This window comes from Streptomyces sp. NPDC048560, assembly GCF_040650955.1.
Taxonomy (GTDB): domain Bacteria; phylum Actinomycetota; class Actinomycetes; order Streptomycetales; family Streptomycetaceae; genus Streptomyces.
In genome coordinates, this window is the sequence record NZ_JBEZIJ010000006.1 from 230,649 (window position 1) to 253,628 (window position 22,980).

Consider the following 22,980-nt stretch of genomic DNA (forward strand, 5'->3'; position numbering starts at 1 on the left):
TCCCGCCACAGGCAGTTCTCGGCATGACCCCGACAAGAGCGTGGTCGGATTATCGGGAAGTGATCACCGTGTTCACAAGGCGTACTTTCCGGCCACGCCCACCGGGTGAACGACGGCGCGTCGCCGCACCGGTCGGCATACAGTGGAGCTCCGTCGAGCGTCACGGATGGGGGTTGCGGCGTGAGTGACGGCAGCCCGGTGGTCCATGGTTTCCCGCATCTCGGCACGGTCCGGTCCGCGATCACGGCGCTCTACCGGCGGATCTCCCCCGACGGGATGTACGCCTACGCCACGAGCCTCGCGCCCGCCGACGCCGCCTTCTCGGACGTGGACGATCTGCACCTCGGAGCCCAGCGGGTGGCTCACGCGATGGTCCAGCACCTGCGGCTGCCCGATGCGCGCATGATCGTCGGCTTCCGGCGGATGGACCATGCCGCGAGCGTCGAACTGGCGGCGGGGCCGGAGTACTTCATCGAGCTCAACGACCGCTTCCGCACGCACCGCCGGGACATCGGTGCCGCGCTGGCGCACGAGGTGATGCACGTACTGCTGCACCGGCTGGGGCTCGAATTCCCCGGCACGCGCGACAACGAGATCCTCACGGACACGGCGGCGGCCTATCTCGGCGCCGGGTGGCTGCTGCTGGACGCCTTCCGGGAGGACGCCACGTCCAGCCAGAAGCTCGGATACCTCACGCCGGAGGAGTTCGGGTACGTCCTGGCGAAGCGGGCGCTGGCCTTCGACGAGGACCCGTCGCCCTGGTTCACGAGCCCGCAGGCGTACACGGCGTACGCGAAGGGGCGGGAACTGGCTCTGCGCGACGGGCGGCAGCCGCCGTTGACGGCGGCGGGGTGGGCGGGCCGGCGCCGCTACGCGAAGGACCGGCGGCACGCGCGGGACCACCCTGGAGGCGTGGCGGACCCGGAAGTTCCGTACGCGTTCGAGGGCGGCGGTGAGGGGCTGCGGGTGTCGTTCGGCTGCCCCACGTGCCACCAGCGCATCCGGGTCGCGGTGCGGGGGCGGGTGCGCGTGCGGTGCGGGGTGTGCCGGACGGTGGTGGAGTGCGATACGTGACGGGAGCGAAGGCCTCCCCTGCCCGGCGGCTGCAGCAAACCTCCCGGCGACTGCGCCCACAGGCACCCGCCCCGCGCCCGCACCTGGGGCAGCCCTTCCCCGGCCCCGCCTGCCCCTGACCTCGGCCGGGCCGCGCCGCCCGGGCGCCGGCCCTCAGGCCCCGGAAAGGCCGGGACCGGCCGGCCCAGCCGGGGGTGAGCCGGGACCGGCCGGCCCCGCCGAGGGTGGGACCGCGTCGGGCGGCCGAACCGGCGGGGCGGGAAACGTCGCCCCGTACACCGCGCCCGGGGCCTTCGCCTCGTTCAGCAGGGCCCGGACCGTCTCCCCCGCCTCCTCCGGCGTCCAGCGGGCTCCCCGGTCCTTCGCGGGGCCCGGGTGCCAGCCCTCCATGACCGTGATCCGGCCCGCTTCCGCCTCGAAGACCCGGCCCGTCACCCCCGCGCTCGCGGGCGAGCCGAGCCACACCACGAGCGGGGAGACGTTCTCGGGCGCCATCGCGTCGAAGGCCCCGGCCTCGGGGGCCGCCATCGCCTCGGCGAACGTCCGCTCGGTCATCCGGGTCCTGGCGGCCGGGGCGATGGCGTTGACCTGGACTCCGTAGCGGTCCAGTTCGGCGGCGGCGACCAGTGTCAGGGCGAGGACGCCGGCCTTCGCGGCGGCGTAGTTCGCCTGGCCCACGCTGCCTAGGAGTCCGGCGCCCGAGCTGGTGTTGATCACCCGGGCCGATGGCGCCCGCCCCGCCCGGGCCTCCGCCCGCCAGTGCGCCGCCGCGTGCTTCAGGGGCAGGAAGTGGCCCTTGAGATGGACCCTCATCACGGCGTCCCAGTCGTCCTCGGGAAGGTTCACGAGCATCCGGTCACGCACGAACCCCGCGTTGTTGACGAGGGTGTCCAGCCGGCCGAAGGCGTCCAGCGCGGCCGTGATCAGGGACGAGGCGCCCTCCGTCGTCGCGATGTCCGCGCCGTTGACCACCGCCTCGCCGCCCGCCGCGACGATCTCGTCGGCCACCTCCCGGGCCGGTCCCGACGAGGCGCCCTCACCGGCGGGGCCGACGCCCAGATCGTTGACGACGACCTTCGCCCCCTCGGCGGCGAAGGCCAGCGCGTGGGCCCGGCCGAGGCCCCGCCCCGCTCCCGTCACGACGACGACCCGGCCCGCACAGAGGCCGGTACTGCCCGCGGTCGCGGTCATCTGTTGTCACCTCTCCCCTGTTGGCGATGCGGAGGCAGGCTGCTACCTTCCACACCTAACAAATGTTTGGTGGAAAGGTAGCTGATCCGCCCATGGGTGTCTCCACCTCACGCCCCGCCGAGGCCGTTTCCGTCGTCACCGTCGACTACCCGCCCGTCAACGCCCTTCCCGTACAGGCCTGGTACGACCTCGCCGACGCGGTCCGTACCGAGGGCCGCGACCCCGAGGTCCGCTGTGTCGTCCTGGCCGCCGCCGGGCGCGGCTTCAACGCGGGCGTCGACATCAAGGAGATGCGGGGGGATCCGGGACACGGCACCCTCATCGGCGCCAACCACGGCTGCTCCGAGGCCTTCTCCGCCGTGTACGCGTGCGAGGTCCCGGTCGTCGCGGCGGTGAACGGCTTCTGCCTGGGCGGCGGCATCGGCCTCGTCGGCAACGCCGACGTGATCGTGGCGAGCGAGGACGCCACCTTCGGCCTGCCCGAGCTGGACCGTGGCGCACTCGGGGCCGCCACCCATCTCGCCCGGCTGGTCCCGCAGCACCTGATGCGCGCGCTGTACTACACCTCGCGCACCGCGACCGCCGCCGAGCTGCACGCCCACGGGTCGGTCTGGAAGGTGGTCCCGGCCGGTGAACTCATGTGCGCCTCACTGGAGTTGGCCAAGGAGATCGCCCGGAAGGACGGGTACCTGATCCGGCTGGCGAAGGCCGCGATCAACGGGATCGACCCCGTGGACGTACACCGCAGCTACCGCTTCGAGCAGGGCTTCACCTTCGAGGCCAACCTCAGTGGGATCGCCGACCGCGTCCGTGACACCTTCGGCAAGGAGGCACGACCGTGACCGACAAGACCATGACGGCCGAGGAAGCCGTCGCCCGGCTCGACAGCGGGATGACGATCGGCATCGGCGGCTGGGGTTCGCGCCGCAAGCCGATGGCGCTGGTACGAGCGCTGCTCCGGTCCCCGGTCACCGATCTGACCGTGGTGGCGTACGGCGGCCCCGATGTCGGGCTGCTGGCCGCCGCCGGGAAGATCCGCAGACTGGTGGCGGCTTTCGTCACGCTCGACTCGATCCCCCTGGAACCGCACTTCCGGGCGGCACGCGAACGCGGCGCGTTCGAACTGACGGAGATCGACGAGGCGATGTTCATGTGGGGGCTGCACGCCGCCGCGAACCGGCTGCCGTTCCTCCCCGTGCGGGCCGGTCTCGGGTCGGACGTGATGAGGGTCAATCCGGGCCTCCGTACGGTGACCTCACCGTACGAGGACGGCGAGGAACTGGTCGCCGTGCCCGCCCTGCGCCTGGACGCCGCGCTGGTCCACGTGAACCGAGCGGACCGGCTGGGCAACGGGCAGTACCTGGGACCCGATCCGTACTTCGACGACCTGTTCTGCGAGGCCGCCGACACCGCGTACCTCTCCTGCGAACGGCTCGTGGAGACCGCCGAACTGACCAGGGACGCCGCCCCGCAGACGCTCCTCGTCAAACGGCACACCGTCACCGGTGTCATCGAGACCCCGAACGGGGCGCACTTCACGTCCTGCGTCCCCGACCACGCCCGTGACGAACCGTTCCAGAAGGCGTACGCGAGCGCCGCCGCGGACCCGGCCGCCTGGGCTGCGTTCGAGGAGCGGTTCCTGCCCCCTCACGGCAGTGAGAAGGGCTATCAGTCAGCGGTCCAGGCCTGGCACGAGGAGCAGCGGTGATGCGGCGGAACGTCACCCGGGCCGAGTACTGCGTGATCGCGTGCGCCGAGGCGTGGCGTGACAACGGTGAGGTGCTCGCCAGTCCCATGGGGCTGATCCCCTCCGTGGGCGCGCGTCTCGCGCGGCGGACCTTCTCCCCCGGACTGCTGCTCACCGACGGCGAGGCGCTGATCGTCGGTGCGGACGGTGCCACGGAGGGGTGGCTGCCCTACCGCCAGCACCTCGCGATGGTCACCGGTGGCCGACGGCACGTGATGATGGGCGCGAGTCAGATCGACCGGTTCGGCAACCAGAACATCTCCTGCATCGGCGACTGGGACCGGCCCACGCGCCAGCTCCTCGGAGTGCGGGGGGCGCCGGTCAACACACTGAACAACCCGGTGAGTTACTGGGTTCCCCGGCACTCCCCCAGGGTGTTCGTCGAGCGTGTCGACATGATCAGCGGTGTGGGTTACGACAGTGCGGCCGCGGCGGGTCCCTCGGCGTCCCGCTTCCACCGCATCCCGCGTGTCGTGACCGATCTCGGGGTGTTCGACTTCGCTACCCCGGACCGTTCCATGCGGCTGGCCTCGCTGCATCCGGGGGTGAGCGCCGACCGGGTCCGCGCGGCCACCGGTTTCGCGCTGGTGATCGCGGACGAGGTCCCCGAGACCCGCGAGCCGACCGCCGAGGAGCTCCGCCTGATCCGCGAGGTCATCGACCCGTCGGGGTCCCGCGAACACGAGGTCAGGTCCTGATGCGCACCGCGCTCACCGAACTCGTCGGTGTCAGGCACCCGGTCGTGCAGACGGGCATGGGGTGGGTGGCCGGCCCGCGGCTGGTCTCCGCCACCGCCGAGGCGGGCGCGCTCGGCATCCTGGCGTCGGCGACGATGACCGTGGAGCAACTGCGGGCGGCGGTACGGGAGGTCAGCTCCCGGACGAGCGCGCCGTTCGGCGTGAACCTGCGCGCGGACGCGGGTGACGCGCGGGAACGGGTACGGGTCATCGTCGAGGAGGGGGTGAAGGTGGCGTCCTTCGCGCTGGCCCCCTCGCGGGATCTGATCGCGGAACTGAAGGACGCGGGGGTGGTCGTCATCCCGTCGGTCGGAGCCCGGCGCCATGCCGAGAAGGTCGCCGCGTGGGGGGCGGACGCGGTGATCGTCCAGGGCGGTGAGGGCGGCGGGCACACGGGGGACGTGGCGACGACGGTGCTGCTGCCGCAGGTGGTGGACGCGGTCGGCATCCCGGTGGTCGCGGCGGGCGGATTCCATGACGGCCGTGGTCTCGTCGCCGCGCTGGCGTTCGGGGCGGCGGGGGTCGCGATGGGGACGCGCTTCCTGCTGACGTCCGACTCGACCGTCCCGGACGCGGTGAAGGCCCGCTATATGGCGGCGGGCGTCAAGGACGTCACGGTGACGCGGGCCGTGGACGGTCTTCCGCACCGGATGCTGCGTACGGAGATGGTGGCCGCGCTGGAGGGTGCGGGCCGGGTGCGGGCGCTGGCGACGGCGGTGCGCAGGGCTGCCGGATTCCGGCGGCTCTCGGGGCTGGGCGTGCGGGAGATGGTGCGGGACGGTCTCGCGATGAAGCACGGCAAGGAGCTGTCGTGGAGCCAGGTGCTGCTGGCGGCCAACACGCCCATGCTGCTCAGGGCCGCCATGGTGGACGGCAGGACGGACCTGGGGGTGATGGCGTCGGGTCAGGTCGCCGGGCTGATCGAGGACCTGCCGAGCGTGGCGGAACTGGTGGACCGGGTGATGGCGGAGGCCGTCCGCACCCTTGAAGGTCTGCCGCGGGGGTAGCGGGGCCGGGGTGGTCGGGCTCCCCCGCGTCCCCGGTCACCGGGGGCTCGATTCGCCGGGAGTGGCGGCCCGGGGGGCTCGGCTCCTCCGCGTCCACGGTCACCGGGCGGGCTCGGTCTGCCGCTCGATGCCCTCCGGGTGTGTTGCCGGGCGGGCCCCGGACATGACTTCGCCGGACGGGCCCGGTTCTTCCGAGGCCGTCCGGCGAATGAGGACCGGGGGTGCGGGGCTGAGCCCCGCGATCACGCCGGTCCGGCGTCCGTGGACAAAGGGGTGACCAGGTGACCGGTCACCCCGTCATCGTGCTACGCGGCCCGGCGGCCACGCGACGCGGAGCCACCGCGCCCGGCACCCGCCGTACGGCCCGCACCACCCGCGCGGCCGGCCCCGCCGCTCCGGGACTCACCGCCACGGCCCGCGCCGGCTCCGCCACGCACGGCGCCGGCACCGGCGCCCGTACCGCCGGTGCGGCCTTCGCCGCCGCCCGAGGCGCCACCCGCGCCGCCACGGCGGCCACGGCCACGGCTGCCGGCGCGGAATCCGCCGGACGTCGAGCCCGCCGCACCACCCGGCCGCGTACGCGGCTTCGGCTGGGTCGGCTGCGGGACCTCGATGATGATCGCGATCCCGGAGGGCTCGCGGGCGCCCGTGATCCGGGTCAGTTCCTCGTCGCTCGACTTGATGCGGGTGGTGCGCGGCGCGATGCCGGCGTCCTGCATCAGCCGGGTCATCTCGCGCTTCTCCTCCGGCAGGACGAGCGTGACGACGCTGCCGGACTCCCCGGCACGCGCCGTGCGCCCGCCGCGGTGGAGGTAGTCCTTGTGATCGGTGGGCGGGTCCACGTTCACGACGAGGTCGAGGTCGTCGACGTGGATGCCGCGGGCCGCCACGTTGGTCGCGACGAGTGCGGTGACCTCGCCGGTCTTGAACTGGTCCAGGGTCCGGTTGCGCTGCGGCTGGGACCGGCCGCCGTGCAGGGCGGCTGCCCGTACACCGCTGGCGAGCAGCCGCTTCGCGAAGCGGTCGGCTGCACGCTTGGTGTCGACGAACATGATCACGCGTCCCTCACGGGCGGCGATCTTCAGGGCGACGGCCTTCTTGTCGGTCTCGTCCATCACATGCAGCACGTGGTGCTCCATGGTGGTGACGGCACCGGCGGACGGGTCGACGGAGTGCACGACCGGGTCGGTCAGGAACATCTTGACCAGGCGGTCGATGTTCTTGTCCAGGGTCGCGGAGAACAGCATCCGCTGTCCGTCCGGCTCGACCTGCTTGAGCAGTGCGACGACCTGCGGCATGAAGCCCATGTCGGCCATCTGGTCGGCCTCGTCGAGGACGGTGATCGCGACCTCGTCGAGCCGGCAGTCGCCACGCTCGATGAGGTCCTTCAGCCGGCCCGGTGTGGCGACGAGCACCTCGGCGCCGCGGCGCAGCGTGCCGGACTGCTTGCTGATGGACATACCGCCGACGACGGTGGCGAGCCGCAGGTTCACGGAGGTCGCGTACGGCGTGAGGGCGTCGGTGACCTGCTGTGCGAGCTCGCGGGTCGGTACGAGGACCATCGCGAGCGGGGCGCGCGGCTCGGCGCGGCGGCCGGCGGTGCGGGCGAGCAGTGCCAGGCCGAAGGCCAGCGTCTTACCGGAACCGGTGCGGCCGCGGCCGAGGATGTCCCGGCCGGCCAGCGAGTTCGGCAGGGTGGCGCCCTGGATGGGGAAGGGCTCGGTGACGCCCTGCGCGGTGAGCGTCTTGAGCAGTGCTGCGGGCATGTCCAGCTCGGCGAACGCCTCGACGGCGGGCAGGGCGGGGGTCATGGTTTCCGGCAGGGCGAACTCGCCCTGGGGGGAGGGGGCGCGGCGCCTGGTCGGTGCCTTGCCGGCTCCCCGGCCGGATGCCTGTGCCTGGGCCGGGCCACGCCCTCTGGCGGGACGGGTGGTGCGCGTGGCCGGTCGGTCCTGGCGTTCGGAGCGGGTCATACGGAATTGCCCTCCTGGGGGATTCCTGGGTTACTGCGGAATGCTTGGTGGACTGCTTGATGTGCGCCCCAGGATGCAGCACAAAGCGGGATGTCCCGGAGACAGCACAAACCGGGGCCCGCACCTTCACGGTGCGGGCCCCGGTTGCGAGGTACGCGTCCGGCAATTAGGCCGGGACGATGTTCTCCGCCTGCGGGCCCTTCTGGCCCTGCGTGACGTCGAAGGAGACCTTCTGGCCCTCCTGGAGCTCACGGAAGCCCTGGGTGGCGATGTTGGAGTAGTGGGCGAAGACGTCAGCGCCGCCGCCGTCCTGCTCGATGAAGCCGAAGCCCTTTTCCGAGTTGAACCACTTCACGGTTCCAGTAGCCATGTCGATCTCCTAAAAGAGGTGCAGTGCCGGAAATCCGCACTTTACGAATTCCAAGTCGCCGCATTGAGCCCCACCCGGAGAAAGCCGGAAAACAATAAAGCGCCTGAGGAAGCATTCCCGTCAGGCGCACATAAAGTTCATGGGTACCAAAACTGCAACTGGACCACCGTAGCACGTCCTCTCGTCCGGCGGAGGGTCTTGTGGATCACACCACGCCGCCGGACGGAGATTTTCGCCGTCAGAGCCGTTCGACGACCGTGACGTTGGCCTGGCCGCCGCCCTCGCACATGGTCTGCAGGCCGTAGCGGCCGCCCGTGCGCTCCAGTTCGTGCAGGAGGGTCGTCATCAGCCTGGCGCCGGTCGCGCCGAGGGGGTGGCCGAGCGCGATGGCGCCGCCGTTGACGTTGACCCGTTCCGGGTCGGCACCGGTCTCCTTGAGCCAGGCCAGCACGACGGGTGCGAACGCCTCGTTGATCTCGATGAGATCCATGTCGTCGATCGTCATCCCGGCCTTCCTCAGCGCGTACGCGGTGGCGGGGATCGGCGCCGAGAGCATCCGGATGGGGTCCTCGCCGCGCACCGAGAGGTGGTGGACGCGGGCGCGCGGGGTGAGGCCGTGGTCGGCGACGGCGCGTTCGGAGGCGATGAGCAGGGCCGCGGCGCCGTCGGACACCTGGGAGGAGCAGGCCGCGGTGATCGTGCCGCCGTCCACGACCGGTCTCAGTGCGGCCATCCTCTCCAGGGTGGTGTCGCGGCGCGGCCCCTCGTCGCTGGTCACGTCCCCGTACGCCACCGTCTCGCGCGCGAAGCGGCCCTCGTCGACGGCGCGGACGGCCCGGCGGTGCGAGGTGAGCGCGAACTCCTCCATGTCGCGGCGGCTGATGCCCCACCTCTCGGCGATGAGCTCGGCGCCGTGGAACTGGTTGACCGGCTGGTCGCCGTACCGGGCGCGCCAGCCCTTGCTGCCCGCGAACGGGCCCTGGGTGAGGCCGAGCGGTTCGGCCGCCTGGCGTGAGGCGTAGGCGATGGGGATCTGCGTCATGTTCTGCGTGCCGCCGGCGACGACGAGGTCCTGGGTGCCGGAGAGGACCCCTTGGGCGGCGAAGTGCAGGGCCTGCTGGGAGGAGCCGCACTGGCGGTCGACGGTGACGCCTGGGACCTCCTCGGGGAGACCTGCCGCCAGCCAGGCGGTGCGGGCGATGTCCCCGGCCTGGGGTCCGACCGTGTCGAGGCAGCCGAACACGACGTCCTCGACGGCGGCCGGGTCGATACCGCTGCGGGCCACGAGTGCTCTGAGGACGTGCGCGCCGAGGTCGGCGGGGTGGACGGCGCCGAGGCCTCCGCCGCGCCTGCCGACGGGGGTGCGTACCGCTTCGACGATGTATGCCTCGGCCATGACTGCCGCTCCTCGGGTCTCGGAACTCGGTACGGGTGTCAGGTGCGCAGGGCGATGCCGTCCAGCACCATCGACAGGTACTGGCGGGCGATCTCCTCGGGGCTGTGCTGTCCGCCGGGCCGGTACCAGGAGGCGGCGACCCAGACGGTGTCGCGGACGAATCGGTAGGTGAGCCGGATGTCCAGGTCGGCGCGGAAGACCTGGTCGGCGACGCCGCGTTCCAGCGTGCCGAGCCATGCCTTCTCGAACTTCTGCTGGGAGTCGGTGAGGTAGCCGAAGCGCGGCTGGGTCGCGAGGTGCCTGGACTCCTTCTGGTAGATGGCGACGGCTGCGCGGTGCCGGTCGATCTCCCGGAAGGACTCGGTGACGAGGGCCTCGATGGTCTCCCGGGGGCCGAGTCCTGCGCCGAGCACCGCGTCGTAGCCCTCCCAGAGCTCGTCGAGGAAGGTGGAGAGGATCTCGTCGACCATCGATTCCTTGGAGTCGAAGTGGTAGTAGAGGCTGCCCGCGAGCATCCCCGCCTCGTCCGCGATCCTGCGGACGGTGGTGGCGTTGTATCCCTGCGCGGCGAAGACTTCGGCGGCGGTGGCGAGCAGTTCCCCGCGCCGCACGGGTGAGGGGGTCACCTGGGGCTTCTTCTTGGTAGGCACCCGCCCATTGTCCGCCCGGTGCGCACCGCCTCAGGCATGCTGGCTGCTGACGGAGACGACTTCGCCCGTCATGTAGGAGGAGTAGCCGCTCGCCAGGAAGACGATGACGTTGGCGATCTCCCAGGGTTCGGCGTGCCGGCCGAAGGCCTCCCTGGTGGTCAGTTCCGCCAGGAGTCGGGCCGAGGTGACCTTGGCCAGGTGCGGGTGCATGGCGAGGCTGGGGGCGACGGCGTTGACGCGGACGCCGTACGCGGCGGCCTCGACGGCGGCGCAGCGGGTGAGCGCCATGACGCCTGCCTTGGCGGCGGCGTAGTGGGCCTGGCCCGTCTGGGCGCGCCATCCGATCACCGAGGCGTTGTTGACGAGGACGCCGCCGCGGCCCGCCGCCTTCAGTGAGCGCAGGGCGGCGCGGGTGCAGCGGAAGGTGCCGTTCAGGGTGACGTCGAGGACGGTGGACCACTGGTCGTCCGTCATCTCGGTCAGTTCGGCCGTGCCGCCGAGCCCCGCGTTGTTGACGACGATGTCGAGGCCGCCGTGGGCCTGTTCGGCGCGTGCGAAGAGGGCCTGGACGTGCGTCTCGTCGGTGACGTCGCAGTGCACCGCGGCGACCCGGTCGGGGCCGAACTCCTCGGCGAGGGCCCGTGCGGTCTCGTCGAGGCGCCTGGCGTGGGCGTCGCCGATGACGATCCGCGCGCCTTCCTCCAGGAATCTGCGGGCTGTGGCGCCGCCGATGCCCGCGCCCGCCGCCGCGGTGACGACGGCGGTCCGGCCGGCCAGCAGCCGGTGTCCGGGCACCTGGGGCGGCCGGCCGGTGCCGGGCCCGTGCCGGTGGGTGGCGTCCGCTGCGTCCCCGGGTTCCGCGTCCTCGACGGTGCTCATGGCCGTACGTTAATCTACCAAACACTTGTTAGGGAAGGATGGCCGATGGATCTGTCGTGCACCGACGCGGAGAACGCCTTCCGTGCCGAGGCCCGTGACTGGCTGCGGGACCGGGTCCCGGACCGCGCCCTGCCCTCTCTGGAGACGGCCGAGGGCTTCGCCGCGCACCGGGAGTGGGAAAAGCTGCTGTACGCGGACCGCTGGTCGGCCGTCTCCTGGCCGGCCGAGTACGGCGGCCGGGGCGCGGACATCTTCATGTGGCTGGCCTTCGAGGAGGAGTACTACGCGGCGGGCGCGCCCGGCCGGGTCTCGCAGAACGGGGTCAGTCTCCTCGCGCCGACGCTCTTCGGCCACGGCACCGCCGAGCAGCGGGCCCGGATCCTGCCTCCGATGGCGAGCGGGGAGGTGATCTGGGCGCAGGCGTGGTCGGAACCGGAATCCGGGTCCGACCTCGCGTCGCTGCGTTCGCGGGCGGTGCGCACGGCCGGCGGCTGGCTGCTGTCGGGCCAGAAGGCGTGGTCCTCGCGGGCCGCCTTCGCCGACCGGGCCTTCGGCATCTTCCGTACGGACCCGGAGGCCGGCAGGCCGCATCACGGACTGACGTACCTGATGTTCGACCTCGCAGCGCCCGGGGTCACGGTCCGGCCGGTGGGGCGGCTGGACGGAAAGCCGGCGTTCGCCGAACTCTTCCTGGACGACGTGTTCGTACCGGACGAGGACGTCATCGGGGAGCCGGGCCAGGGCTGGCGGATCGCCATGTCGGCGACGGGCGACGAGCGGGGGCTCACCCTGCGCTCCCCCGGCCGGTTCCTGGCGGCGGCGGACCGGCTGACGGCGCTGTGGCGTACGCACGGCGACCCGTCGGACACCGGGCTGCGGGACCGGGTCGCCGACGCGGTGGTGGGCGCGCGGGCCTATCAGCTGTTCACCTTCGCGCACGCCTCGCGCTTCGCCGCGGGCGGCACGATCGGCGCGGAGTCCAGCCTGAACAAGGTCTTCTGGTCGGAGTACGACATCGCCCTGCACGAGACGGCGCTCGACCTGCTGGGCCCGGAAGCGGAACGCGCGGACGGCGAGTGGGCGCAGGGGTACGTCTTCGCTCTCGCCGGTCCGGTCTACGCGGGGACGAACGAGATCCAGCGGGACATCATCGCCGAGCGGCTGCTCGGCCTGCCGAAGGGGCGGCGCTGATGCGATTCCTTCTCGACGAGGAGCAGCTGGAGTTCGCCCGCTCCCTGGACGCGCTGCTCACCGCCTCGGACACGCCGGGTGCGGCACGGGCCTGGGCCGCCGGGGACCACGTGCCGGGGCGTGCCCTGTGGTCGCGGCTCGGGGACGCGGGCGTGTACGCGCTCGCGGTCCCGGAGGCGTACGAGGGAGCGGGGCAGCTCCCGGTGGAACTCGCCGTGGCCTTCACGGAGTTGGGTCGGCACGCCGTGCCCGGGCCGGTGGTGGAGACGGTCGCGGCCTGTGTGCTCCTGAGCGCGGTGGGCGGCCCCGCGGCGAAGGAGTGGCTGCCCCGGCTGGCATCCGGGACGGCTTCGGCGACCCTGCGCCTGGACGGGCCGTACGCGCTGGACGCGGACGTGGCGGACGCCGTGTTCACGGTGCGCGGGGATGAACTGTGGCTCGCGGCCGGGCCGGGGCCGTTCCACGCGTCGGCTGACCCGGCGCGACGGCTCTTCTCGCCCGGTCACGGGGGGACGCTGCTGGCCGGCGGGGCGCACGTGGCGGACGGGGCCGGGGTGGCGGCCGACTGGGCGGCGTTCGCGACGGCGGCCCAGGCGCTGGGGGTGGGAGAGGCGTTGCTGCGGGCCACGGTGGAGTACGTCAAGCGGCGGACCCAGTTCGGTGCGGCGATCGGGTCCTTCCAGGCCGTCAAGCACCGGCTGGCCGACACTCTGGCCGGGCTGGAGTTCGCCCGGCCGCTGGTCCACGGCGCGGCGCTCTCGCTCGCGGACGGGGCGGTGCGGGCGGGTGCGGACGTGGCGGCCGCCAAGCTGGCGGCGGGCGAGGCCGCGTACGCCGCTGCCCGCACCGCGCTCCAGCTGCACGGTGCGGTGGGCTACACGGACGAGCTTGACCTCGCGCTGTGGCTGCGCAAGGCCCGGCCGCTGCGGGACGCGTGGGGCACGCCGGGGGCGTGCCGGGCCCGGGTGCTCGCGGGGTGAGGCGGGACCGACCGGTCCCGTCCGGCGGACGAGGGCGGGGTCAGGTGGGCGGGCTGTCGTCGTTGGTCCGGCGGATCATGCGCAGGGAGTGGCCGGGACGCCACGCCTGCACGATCAGGGTGTCGCCGCCCTCCAGACCGGTGTGGACCACCTCCGTGAGTTCCGCACGGAACAGATGGAACGGCTCCGGCGGTTTCGCGTCCTCGACGTAACGCGCCAGCGTCCGAGGATCGGTCACCTCCACCGCGCGGCCGGAGATCCGGACGTCGCCGTCCGCCATCTCCGCGTCGGGTCCCGGGTTCGCCTGCACCCCGAACCTCGGGTCCCGCCGCAGGTCCAGGGCCTTGCGCGAGTTCGGCATCATGCCGAACAGCAGCTCGTCGAAGCGGAAGTCCACTTCGATGCCCGTGACCCGGGGCGAGCCGTCCTTGCGGAGGGTCGCCAGGACATGGTGCTTGTACAGCTGGAACCGCTGCCGCACGGTCTCGGCGAACGCCGGTTCCGCCGTTCTGAAATCTGCCCACGAACTCGATGTCATGGGACCAGGAAACCCCGGATACCCGACACCTTCTGTCCGGTATTCCTCAAGGTCACCCTGGCGGATGCCGCCGGTCGGCGGACGTGGTGTTCTGAAAGGGGTACGGCCGCCGTCCGGGCGGCCGGGGGGCCGGCCCGCACCGAACGAGGTGAGTTGCCATGGCGATCTTCATGAAGGCCACGATGACCGGCGTCACCGCGGCCCAGTACGACGCTCTCAACGCCGAACTCCAGGCGCTGCCCGGTGACACGTTCGCCGGCTGCCTCTCCCATGTCTGCGTCGCCACCGACACGGGCCTGGAGATCTACGACCTCTGGGAGTCGCAGGAGGCGATGGACAAGTTCGGCGCCACGGTCATGCCGGTCGCCGAGCGGTTGGGGTTCCCGCAGTCTCCCGAGCCGCCGACGTCCGTAGCGGTGCACAACTACTGGGTCCCGGGGGCGTAGCGGCTCACCGGCCCGAGCGTCACCAGCACGGCGGAGCCCATCGTCCGCAGCACCGCCGCCGGCCGGCCGGAGGGTTCGTCGGTGAGCAGCACCGCGTCGTAACGGCCGAGTTCGATGTCCGTGCCGTCGAGGACGGCGCCGTCCTCCAGTGCGAGGGCCAGTACCGCGCCACCGTCCGGCGGCATCAGGCGGACGGTGCCGCGGACGACGGCGGTCGCGGCCTCCGTACGGCATCTGCGGTACATGACGTTGAAGTTGACGACCGGGCCGCCGAGGAGGTGGCCGACGGTCTGCAGGTCGCCGGGGAAGTCGTACGGCCAGTACGGCTCGTCGACGATGTGGTGCTCCCCGCCCACCATCAGGTCCATGCCCTCGCCCTCGACGACGGTGAGGGTGCGCTGGACGCCCGGGAACGCGGAGAACGGTCCGTCCGCCGCGACGTCCGCCAGGCTGATCCGCCAGTCGAAGGCGTCCGACGCGGCGCCCTCGGGCCATACGGCGATCTCCCGGGTCACTCCCCCGCCGTTGCGCCACGGCGCCGGCGCCCGCCCGGCCGCCCTCAGTACACGCGGCGTCATCGGACGATGCCCTGGGCCGTGGCTGCCGTCAGCCACTGCGGGAACTCGGCGACCAGCCGGTCGTACAGCTCCGCGTCGGGCACCTGCCGGGGATCGGCTCCGGCGTGGAAGAAGCCCGCGTTGTCTATGGGGCGCTTGGCGGGCACGGCCAGCTCGTCGAGCTTGCGCAGGAAGTCGAACTGCGAGCTCCGCTTGTTGCCGAAGCCGATGAACTGCCAGAACAGCGGCAGCTTCGCCGCCTTGCACAGATAGCGTTCCGCCGCGTGCTTGCTGATGGGGCCGCCGTCGGTCTGGAAGACGACGAGGGCGGGCGCCGTCGAACCGCTGTCGAGGTAGTGGTCGATGACGGCGTCCATCGCCAGGTGGTAACTGGTCCTGCCCATGTGTCCGAGGCCCGCCACGATGCGCTCGATACGTCCGTGGTGGTCGTCCAGCGCGATGTCGGTGACCGCGTCGATGTCCGTGGAGAAGAACACGACGGGGACGCGGCCGTCGTCGTCGAGGTGGGCCGAGAGGCCGAGCACCCGGTCGGCCAGCGCCTGCACGCTGCCGTCCGCGTAGTAGTCCTTCATCGAGCCGGAGTAGTCGAGGACCAGGTAGACGGCCGCACGGTGACTCGACATCCCGTGCCGTGCCAGGGAGACGCCTGCGCTCTTGTAGAGGCTGACGAGCGCGGGCGCCGTCTCCTGGACCTTGCGGAGGCTGATGGCCGGCCCCGGGGCCGGGGGTGAGCCGGTCATGACGGTCTCCGTTCTGCGGTCTGCCGACTTCTGAGGGTAGGTCACGCCAGGTACCCGGGCCGACGGGTTGACAGCGGTGTTCGCTATCTTGATCGCCGCCGTCCCCATCGGCCCCTTTTTTGTCTGTCGACCCACGAAGGAGCCGGCCATGGAGGCCGCCGCCACCAGGTGCTACCGCCACCCCTCGTACGAGACGTATGTGAGCTGCACCCGTTGTGACCGCTACATCTGCCCCGACTGCATGCGTGAGGCGGCCGTCGGCCATCACTGCGTGGACTGCGTGAAGGAGGGGCAGCGCACCGCCCGGCGGGCCCGCAGGATCTTCGGCGGAACCGCCTCCATGGCGACGACGCCCGTCGTGACGTACGTCCTGATGGGGCTGAACGTCTTGGCGTACATAGCCGAGGTGGCCCTTCCCCAGCTGGTGGACCGGTTCGCCGTACTCGGTGCCGTTCTGGTCGACGCGCAGGGCGAGCACTACTACTACGAGGGCAGGGTCTTCCCCGGGTACGACCTCGTCGGGATCGCGGACGGCGAGTGGTACCGGCTGCTGACCGGTGCCTTCCTTCATCTGCCGCCCGACACCTCGTTCGGGGTGATGCACCTGGTCTTCAACATGCTCGCGCTCTGGAACCTGGGCCGGGCCGTCGAGGGACAGCTGGGCCGGGCCCGGTATCTGGCGCTCTATCTGCTGGCCGCCGCGGGCGGCTCGGTACTCGTCTACGTCATCGCGCCGGAGACGGTGACCGTCGGCGCCTCGGGCGCGATCTTCGGTCTGGCCGCGGCGTACTACATCATCAGCCGGCGCCTCGGCCGGGACATGCGAGCCGTGAACCGGATGTTGACGGGCCTGCTGCTCTGGCTGGTCATCTCGGCCGCGTTCACCTCGTGGCAGGGGCACCTCGGCGGGCTGCTGACGGGCGGCCTGGTCACCTGGGCCATGGCCTACGCGCCCACGAGGTTCAAGACCACCCCGGCGCAGATCGGTGCCGCCCTGGTCCTGCTCTGCCTGCTCGCGGTGGTCGTGGCCGTCAGGACCGCCTCGCTGACGGGCGCCGCCTGACGCCGGACACGACCGCGGCCCAGCCCTGGTCGGGGCTGGGCCGGGCGGGGAGCGATTGCCCCCGGACGCGCCACGGCGCCCACCAGAGTCCGGTCGGGGACAAGGCAGGCGCCGCGTTCAGTTCCGTACGCCGTTGTACGGGACGTCTTTGTGTGCCGCGATCAGACCATCAGTGAACGGTCCGTCGGGCGGATCGGGGCCGGCAGTGCGCTGGTCCCGGTCAGGAATCGGTCCACGCCGCGTGCCGCGGAGCGGCCCTCGGCGATGGCCCAGACGATCAGTGACTGGCCTCGGCCCGCGTCACCGGCGACGTACACGCCGTCGACGTTGGTCGCGTAGTCCTCGTCACGGGCCACATTACCCCGCTCGTCGAGGTCGAGACCGAACTGGTGGACCAGACCGTTGGCCTGGTCGGTACCGGTGAAGCCCATGGCCAGGGTCACGAGCTGAGCGGGAATCCGCCGCTCGGTACCGGGCTTCTGCTCCAGCTTACCGTCCTTGAACTCCACCTCGACCAGGTGGAGGGCCTGGACGTTGCCGTCCTCGTCTCCCTCGAAGTGGGTGGTCGAGACGGAGTAGACCCGCTCGCCGCCCTCCTCGTGCGCGGAGGTCACCTTGTAGAGCATCGGGAAGGTCGGCCACGGCTGGTTGGCGTTGCGGTCCTCGCCCGGCCTCGGCATGATCTCCAGCTGGGTGACGGATGCCGCGCCCTGACGGTGTGCGGTGCCGACGCAGTCGGCGCCCGTGTCGCCGCCGCCGATGACGACGACGTGCTTGCCCTCCGCGGTGATCGGGGAGACCGTCAGGTCGCCCTCCTGCACCTTGTTGGCGAGCGGCAGGTACTCCATCGCGAAGTGCACGCCGTTCAGCTCACGGCCCGGGACGGGCAGATCGCGCGAGACGGTGGCACCTGCGGCGATGACGACCGAGTCGTAGCGGCGGCGGAGCTTCGCGGCGTCGATGTCCTTGCCGATCTCCACCTCCGTACGGAACTTGGTGCCTTCGGCGCGCATCTGCTCGATGCGGCGGTTGATGTGCGACTTCTCCATCTTGAACTCGGGGATGCCGTAGCGGAGCAGGCCGCCGATGCGGTCGGCGCGCTCGTAGACGACGACCGTGTGGCCGGCCCGGGTCAGCTGCTGGGCGGCGGCCAGACCGGCCGGGCCGGAGCCGATGACGGCCACGGTCTTGCCGGAGAGGCGCTCGGGCGGCTGCGGGGTGACGTCGCCGCTGTCCCACGCCTTGTCGATGATGGAGACTTCGACGTTCTTGATGGTGACGGCCGGCTGGTTGATGCCGAGCACACACGCCGACTCGCACGGAGCGGGGCACAGACGGCCCGTGAACTCCGGGAAGTTGTTCGTGGCGTGGAGGCGCTCGGACGCCGCCGTCCAGTCCTCGCGGTAGGCGTAGTCGTTCCACTCGGGGATGAGGTTTCCGAGGGGACAGCCGTTGTGGCAGAACGGGATGCCGCAGTCCATGCAGCGGCCGGCCTGCTTGCTGATGATCGGGAGCAGCGAGCCCGGAACGTAGACCTCGTTCCAGTCCTTGAGCCGCTCACCGACGGGGCGGGTCTCGGCGACCTCGCGGCCGGTGGTCAGGAAGCCCTTGGGGTCAGCCATTGGTCGCCGCCTCCATCATCTTCTCGGTGGTCTCCTGCTCGGAGAGACCGGCGAGCTCAGCGGCGTCCTTGGCGGCGAGCACTGCCTTGTAGGCGGACGGGATGATCTTGCTGAAGCGGGTGACCTCGGTGTCCCAGTCGCCCAGCAGCTTCTCGGCGACCGTGGAGCCGGTCTCCTCGTGGTGGCGGCGCACGACGTCGTGCAGCCACTGCCTGTCGGTGTCGTCGAGTGTCTCGACCGCACCGAGGTTGCCGATGTTGACGTTGTCGCGGTCCAGGTCGATGACGTACGCGATACCGCCGGACATGCCCGCGGCGAAGTTGCGTCCGGTCTCGCCGAGGACGACGGCGTGACCACCGGTCATGTACTCGCAGCCGTGGTCGCCCACGCCTTCCGAGACGACCGTCGCGCCGGAGTTGCGGACACAGAACCGCTCCCCGGTCCGGCCGCGCAGGAACAGCTCGCCGCCGGTCGCACCGTAGGCGATGGTGTTGCCCGCGATGGTGGAGTACTCGGCGAGGTGGTCGGCGCCGCGGTCCGGGCGGACGATGATGCGTCCGCCGGAGAGGCCCTTGCCGACGTAGTCGTTGGCGTCGCCCTCCAGTCGCAGCGTGATGCCGCGCGGGACGAAGGCGCCGAAGGACTGGCCGGCGGAACCGGTGAAGGTCACGTCGATGGTGTCCTCGGGCAGGCCCGCACCGCCGAACTTCTTGGTGACCTCGTGGCCGAGCATGGTGCCGACCGTCCGGTTGATGTTGCGGATCGCGATCTGCGCGCGGACCGGCTGGGCGGCCTCGGCGCTCTCCGCGCCGAGCGCGTCGGCTGCGAGCCTGATCAGCTCGTTGTCGAGCGCCTTGGTGAGGCCGTGGTCCTGCTCGATGATCTGGTGGCGGACCGCGCCCTCGGGCAGTTCCGGCACGTGGAAGAGCGGCTTCAGGTCGAGGCCCTGCGCCTTCCAGTGCGTGATGGCCCGGTCGGTGTCGAGGAGTTCGGCGTGACCGACGGCCTCCTCGATCGTACGGAAGCCCAGCTCGGCGAGGATCTCGCGGACCTCTTCGGCGATGAACTCGAAGAAGTTGACGATGTACTCGGCCTTGCCGGAGAACCGCTCGCGCAGGACGGGGTTCTGGGTGGCGATGCCGACCGGACAGGTGTCCAGGTGGCAGACGCGCATCATGACGCAGCCGGAGACGACGAGCGGCGCGGTCGCGAAACCGAACTCCTCGGCGCCCAGCAGTGCGGCGATGACGACGTCGCGGCCCGTCTTCAGCTGACCGTCCGTCTGGACGACGATGCGGTCGCGCAGGCCGTTGAGCAGCAGGGTCTGCTGGGTCTCGGCGAGGCCGAGCTCCCAGGGGCCGCCCGCGTGCTTGAGCGAGGTGAGCGGCGACGCGCCCGTGCCGCCGTCGTGGCCGGAGATGAGGACGACGTCCGCGTGTGCCTTGGAGACACCCGCCGCGACGGTGCCGACGCCGACCTCGGAGACCAGCTTCACGTGGATGCGGGCCGACGGGTTGGCGTTCTTGAGGTCGTGGATCAGCTGAGCCAGGTCCTCGATGGAGTAGATGTCGTGGTGCGGCGGCGGGGAGATCAGACCGACACCCGGGGTGGAGTGCCGGGTCTTGGCGACCCACGGGTAGACCTTGTGGCCGGGCAGCTGGCCGCCCTCGCCGGGCTTGGCGCCCTGCGCCATCTTGATCTGGATGTCGTCCGCGTTGACCAGGTATTCGCTGGTCACACCGAAGCGGCCGGAGGCGACCTGCTTGATGGACGAGCGGCGCGCCGGGTCGTACAGGCGGTCGGCGTCCTCGCCGCCCTCACCGGTGTTGGACTTGCCGCCCAGCTGGTTCATGGCGACGGCGAGGGTCTCGTGCGCCTCGCCGGAGATCGAGCCGTACGACATGGCGCCGGTGGAGAAGCGCTTGACGATCTCGGAGACGGGCTCGACCTCGTCGATCGGGATGGCTCCCCGGTCCGAGGCGAAGCCGAACAGGCCGCGGAGCGTCATGAGGCGCTCGGACTGCTCGTTCACCCGGCCCGTGTACTTCTTGAAGATGTCGTACCGGCGGTTGCGGGTGGCGTGCTGGAGGCGGAACACCGTCTCGGGGTCGAACAGGTGCGGCTCGCCCTCGCGGCGCCACTGGTACTCGCCGCCGATCTCCAGCGCGCGGTGCGATGCGGCGATGCCGGAGGAGGGGTACGCCTTGGTGTGGCGGGCGGCGACTTCCTTGGCGACGACGTCGAGACCGGCGCCGCCGATCTTGGTCGCGGTGCCGTTGAAGTACTTCCCGACGAACGCCTCGTCCAGGCCGACGGCCTCGAAGACCTGGGCGCCCCGGTAGGAGGCGACGGTCGAGATGCCCATCTTGGACATGACCTTCAGGACGCCCTTGCCGAGCGCGTAGATCAGGTTCCGGATGGCCTGCTCGGCCTCGATGCCCTCGATGAACGTGCCGGCGCGGACCAGGTCCTCGACGGACTCCATCGCCAGGTACGGGTTGACCGCGGCGGCGCCGTAACCGATCAGCAGGGCGACGTGGTGGACCTCGCGGACGTCACCGGCCTCGACCAGCAGTCCCACCTGGGTGCGCTGCTTGGTGCGGATGAGGTGGTGGTGGACGGCCGAGGTGAGGAGCAGCGACGGGATCGGCGCGTGCTCGGCGTCGGAGTGCCGGTCGGAGAGGACGATCAGGCGGGCGCCGTCCTCTATGGCGGCGTCGACCTCGGTGCAGATCTCCTCGATCCGGGCGGCGAGGGCGTCGCCGCCTCCGCCGACCCGGTAGAGACCGGAGAGCGTGGCCGCCTTCATGCCCGGCATGTCGCCGTCGGCGTTGATGTGTATGAGCTTGGCCAGCTCGTCGTTGTCGATCACCGGGAACGGCAGCGTGACGCTGCGGCACGCCGCGGCGGTCGGCTCCAGGAGGTTGCCCGCCGGGCCCAGCGTGGAGCGCAGCGAGGTGACGAGCTCCTCGCGGATGGCGTCCAGCGGCGGGTTGGTGACCTGGGCGAAGAGCTGGGTGAAGTAGTCGAAGAGCAGCCGGGGGCGCTCGGACAGCGCGGCGATCGGCGAGTCCGTGCCCATGGAGCCGAGCGGCTCGCCGGCGGTTCGGGCCATCGGGGCGAGGAGGACGCGGAGCTCTTCCTCGGTGTAGCCGAAGGTCTGCTGGCGGCGGGTGACGGAGGCGTGGGTGTGCACGATGTGCTCGCGCTCGGGGAGGTCGGAGAGCTCGATCTCGCCGGTCTCCAGCCACTCCTGGTACGGCTGCTCGGCGGCGAGGGACGCCTTGATCTCGTCGTCCTCGATGATGCGGCGCTCGGCGGTGTCGACGAGGAACATCTTGCCGGGCTGGAGGCGGCCCTTGCGGACGACCTTCGCGGGGTCGATGTCCAGGACGCCGACCTCGGAGGACAGGACGACGAGGCCGTCGTCGGTGACCCAGTAGCGGCCGGGGCGCAGACCGTTGCGGTCGAGGACCGCGCCGACCTGGGTGCCGTCGGTGAAGGTGACGCAGGCCGGGCCGTCCCAGGGCTCCATCATCGTTGAGTGGTACTGGTAGAAGGCGCGGCGGGCCGGCTCCATCGAGGCGTGGTTCTCCCAGGCCTCGGGGACCATCATCAGCACCGAGTGCGGCAGCGAACGGCCACCGAGGTGGAGCAGCTCCAGGACCTCGTCGAAGGAGGCCGAGTCGGAGGCGTCCGGGGTGCAGACGGGGAAGATCCGGTCCAGCGTCTCGCCGCTGAAGAGGCTGGAGGCGAGCTGGGACTCGCGGGCCTTCATCCAGTTGCGGTTGCCCTTGACCGTGTTGATCTCGCCGTTGTGCGCGACGAAGCGGTACGGGTGGGCGAGCGGCCAGCTCGGGAAGGTGTTCGTGGAGAAGCGCGAGTGGACCAGCGCGACCGCGGTGGCGAAGCGGCGGTCGGAGAGGTCCGGGAAGAACGGCTCCAGCTGCCCGGTCGTGAGCATGCCCTTGTAGACGATCGTGCGCGCGGAGAGGGAGGGGAAGTACACCCCGGCCTCGCGCTCGGCGCGCTTGCGCAGCACGAACGCCTTGCGGTCGAGTGCGACGCCGGTGCTCGTGCCGTCCGCGACGACGAGCTGGCGGAACTCGGGCATGGTGACGCGCGCCCCGTTGCCCAGGAGGTCGGGGGTGACCGGAACCTGGCGCCAGCCGAGGACGTTCAGGCCCTCCTCGGCGGCGATCTTCTCGATCTTGCGGACGGACTCGGTGGAGTCGTCCGCGGGCAGGAAGGCGATTCCGACGGCGTAGGAGCCGGCCTCGGGGAGGTCGAATCCGACCTCTTCCCGCAGGAAGGCGTCCGGGACCTGAAGGAGAATGCCGGCGCCGTCACCCGAGTCGGGCTCGGATCCTGTGGCGCCGCGGTGTTCGAGGTTGCGCAGTACGGTCAGCGCCTGCTCGACCAGCTCATGGCTGGCCACACCGGTCAGAGTGGCCACGAACCCGACGCCACAGGCGTCGTGCTCGTTACGGGGGTCGTACATCCCCTGCTGGGCGGGGCGACCGTCCATGGGCGACCAGGCGTCGGAACGCATCGGCTCTCCCGTCGTCGTCGTGGCATATGCAGTGCCGAGGGACGACGTTGGCCCTCTGCGAAATTTCGTGCAGGTTACATGATGGAACGCTTCTCAAAAAGCGGATAGTCCGTTCCACCATGCGGACACCACGAACCCGTGGCGGAGGTTGGGTCACAGTCGGGGCGGACCGTCATCGGTCAGTACCCGGGGAGAACGCAGAGAGCGAGCGTCGTTGCCCGCGTGTGTCTACGCCTCTTGCCCGGC

The 22,980-nt window shown here is 71.3% G+C and carries 20 protein-coding genes; 9 read left to right on the forward strand and 11 right to left on the reverse strand.

Features of this window, described 5'->3' with window-relative positions; all coding sequences use genetic code 11:
- The first annotated feature begins 180 nt into the window (after positions 1 to 180).
- The gene (locus tag AB0C82_RS18220; RefSeq protein ID WP_362842630.1) at positions 181 to 1,074 is read left to right on the forward strand and encodes a hypothetical protein; all 894 of its coding nucleotides are present in this window, start codon (positions 181 to 183) and stop codon (positions 1,072 to 1,074) included.
- 153 nt (positions 1,075 to 1,227) lie between these two features.
- On the opposite strand, the gene AB0C82_RS18225 is transcribed toward AB0C82_RS18220, so the two are convergent.
- Entirely contained in the window at positions 1,228 to 2,265 is a 1,038-nt protein-coding gene (locus tag AB0C82_RS18225; RefSeq protein WP_362842633.1) for an SDR family oxidoreductase, read from the reverse strand.
- A gap of 92 nt (positions 2,266 to 2,357) precedes the next feature.
- Between AB0C82_RS18225 and AB0C82_RS18230 the strand changes: the two genes are divergently transcribed.
- Genes AB0C82_RS18230 through AB0C82_RS18245 form a run of 4 tightly spaced genes read left to right on the forward strand, consistent with a single transcriptional unit; the run spans position 2,358 to position 5,756 of the window.
- Positions 2,358 to 3,107 carry an enoyl-CoA hydratase family protein gene (locus AB0C82_RS18230; RefSeq protein WP_362842636.1) on the forward strand — a complete coding sequence of 250 codons (750 nt, stop codon included), beginning with the start codon at positions 2,358 to 2,360 and terminating at the stop codon, positions 3,105 to 3,107.
- An 11-nt stretch (positions 3,108 to 3,118) separates the two neighbouring features.
- Complete coding sequence (locus AB0C82_RS18235) at positions 3,119 to 3,973, forward strand: CoA-transferase (protein WP_362843158.1); 855 nt, start codon at positions 3,119 to 3,121, stop codon at positions 3,971 to 3,973.
- A complete protein-coding gene (locus AB0C82_RS18240; protein ID WP_362842639.1) occupies positions 3,973 to 4,710 on the forward strand; it encodes a CoA-transferase in 738 nt (245 codons plus the stop codon). The genes AB0C82_RS18235 and AB0C82_RS18240 overlap by 1 nt, the downstream gene beginning before the upstream one ends.
- Positions 4,710 to 5,756, forward strand: coding sequence for a nitronate monooxygenase (locus AB0C82_RS18245; RefSeq protein ID WP_362842642.1), 1,047 nt, complete (start codon positions 4,710 to 4,712; stop codon positions 5,754 to 5,756). Before AB0C82_RS18240 ends, AB0C82_RS18245 begins: the two co-directional genes overlap by 1 nt.
- Positions 5,757 to 6,061: 305 nt before the next feature.
- Here AB0C82_RS18245 and AB0C82_RS18250 read toward each other — a convergent pair whose 3' ends face one another.
- From AB0C82_RS18250 to AB0C82_RS18270, 5 genes are all read right to left on the reverse strand, one after another.
- Entirely contained in the window at positions 6,062 to 7,729 is a 1,668-nt protein-coding gene (locus AB0C82_RS18250) for a DEAD/DEAH box helicase (protein ID WP_362842645.1), read from the reverse strand.
- A gap of 166 nt (positions 7,730 to 7,895) precedes the next feature.
- Positions 7,896 to 8,099 (reverse strand): cold-shock protein, encoded by a 204-nt coding sequence (locus AB0C82_RS18255; protein ID WP_015607926.1) that lies wholly within the window; start codon positions 8,097 to 8,099, stop codon positions 7,896 to 7,898.
- Between the two features lie 238 nt (positions 8,100 to 8,337).
- A complete protein-coding gene (locus AB0C82_RS18260) occupies positions 8,338 to 9,495 on the reverse strand; it encodes an acetyl-CoA C-acetyltransferase (RefSeq protein WP_362842648.1) in 1,158 nt (385 codons plus the stop codon).
- Positions 9,496 to 9,533: 38 nt separating this feature from the next.
- Complete coding sequence (locus tag AB0C82_RS18265) at positions 9,534 to 10,145, reverse strand: TetR/AcrR family transcriptional regulator (RefSeq protein WP_362842651.1); 612 nt, start codon at positions 10,143 to 10,145, stop codon at positions 9,534 to 9,536.
- A gap of 30 nt (positions 10,146 to 10,175) precedes the next feature.
- Positions 10,176 to 11,024, reverse strand: a complete 849-nt coding sequence (locus tag AB0C82_RS18270) for an SDR family oxidoreductase (RefSeq protein ID WP_362842654.1) — start codon at positions 11,022 to 11,024, stop codon at positions 10,176 to 10,178.
- 45 nt (positions 11,025 to 11,069) lie between these two features.
- Here AB0C82_RS18270 and AB0C82_RS18275 point away from each other — a divergent pair, with 45 nt between their 5' ends.
- Together AB0C82_RS18275 and AB0C82_RS18280 are read left to right on the forward strand one after the other, a co-directional pair.
- Complete coding sequence (locus tag AB0C82_RS18275; RefSeq protein ID WP_362842657.1) at positions 11,070 to 12,215, forward strand: acyl-CoA dehydrogenase family protein; 1,146 nt, start codon at positions 11,070 to 11,072, stop codon at positions 12,213 to 12,215.
- Complete coding sequence (locus AB0C82_RS18280) at positions 12,215 to 13,195, forward strand: acyl-CoA dehydrogenase family protein (protein ID WP_362842660.1); 981 nt, start codon at positions 12,215 to 12,217, stop codon at positions 13,193 to 13,195. The genes AB0C82_RS18275 and AB0C82_RS18280 overlap by 1 nt, the downstream gene beginning before the upstream one ends.
- Positions 13,196 to 13,235: 40 nt before the next feature.
- Here the strand turns inward: AB0C82_RS18280 and AB0C82_RS18285 are convergent, their stop codons facing one another.
- On the reverse strand, positions 13,236 to 13,733 hold the full coding sequence (locus AB0C82_RS18285) for a pyridoxamine 5'-phosphate oxidase family protein (protein WP_362842663.1): 498 nt from the start codon (positions 13,731 to 13,733) through the stop codon (positions 13,236 to 13,238).
- Between the two features lie 158 nt (positions 13,734 to 13,891).
- Between AB0C82_RS18285 and AB0C82_RS18290 the strand changes: the two genes are divergently transcribed.
- Positions 13,892 to 14,179 carry a hypothetical protein gene (locus tag AB0C82_RS18290; protein WP_362842665.1) on the forward strand — a complete coding sequence of 96 codons (288 nt, stop codon included), beginning with the start codon at positions 13,892 to 13,894 and terminating at the stop codon, positions 14,177 to 14,179.
- On the opposite strand, the gene AB0C82_RS18295 is transcribed toward AB0C82_RS18290, so the two are convergent.
- Both AB0C82_RS18295 and AB0C82_RS18300 read right to left on the reverse strand, forming a co-directional pair.
- Positions 14,158 to 14,757 carry a HutD family protein gene (locus tag AB0C82_RS18295; protein WP_362842667.1) on the reverse strand — a complete coding sequence of 200 codons (600 nt, stop codon included), beginning with the start codon at positions 14,755 to 14,757 and terminating at the stop codon, positions 14,158 to 14,160. The genes AB0C82_RS18290 and AB0C82_RS18295 overlap by 22 nt on opposite strands.
- On the reverse strand, positions 14,754 to 15,497 hold the full coding sequence (locus tag AB0C82_RS18300) for a VWA domain-containing protein (RefSeq protein WP_362842670.1): 744 nt from the start codon (positions 15,495 to 15,497) through the stop codon (positions 14,754 to 14,756). Before AB0C82_RS18300 ends, AB0C82_RS18295 begins: the two co-directional genes overlap by 4 nt.
- Before the next feature lie 148 nt (positions 15,498 to 15,645).
- Here AB0C82_RS18300 and AB0C82_RS18305 point away from each other — a divergent pair, with 148 nt between their 5' ends.
- The gene (locus AB0C82_RS18305; RefSeq protein ID WP_362842673.1) at positions 15,646 to 16,560 is read left to right on the forward strand and encodes a rhomboid family intramembrane serine protease; all 915 of its coding nucleotides are present in this window, start codon (positions 15,646 to 15,648) and stop codon (positions 16,558 to 16,560) included.
- A 161-nt stretch (positions 16,561 to 16,721) separates the two neighbouring features.
- On the opposite strand, the gene AB0C82_RS18310 is transcribed toward AB0C82_RS18305, so the two are convergent.
- Together AB0C82_RS18310 and gltB are read right to left on the reverse strand one after the other, a co-directional pair.
- Positions 16,722 to 18,182, reverse strand: a complete 1,461-nt coding sequence (locus AB0C82_RS18310; RefSeq protein ID WP_362842676.1) for a glutamate synthase subunit beta — start codon at positions 18,180 to 18,182, stop codon at positions 16,722 to 16,724.
- On the reverse strand, positions 18,175 to 22,734 hold the full coding sequence (gene gltB / locus AB0C82_RS18315; RefSeq protein WP_362842679.1) for a glutamate synthase large subunit: 4,560 nt from the start codon (positions 22,732 to 22,734) through the stop codon (positions 18,175 to 18,177). The genes AB0C82_RS18310 and gltB overlap by 8 nt, the downstream gene beginning before the upstream one ends.
- Positions 22,735 to 22,980 lie beyond the last annotated feature (246 nt).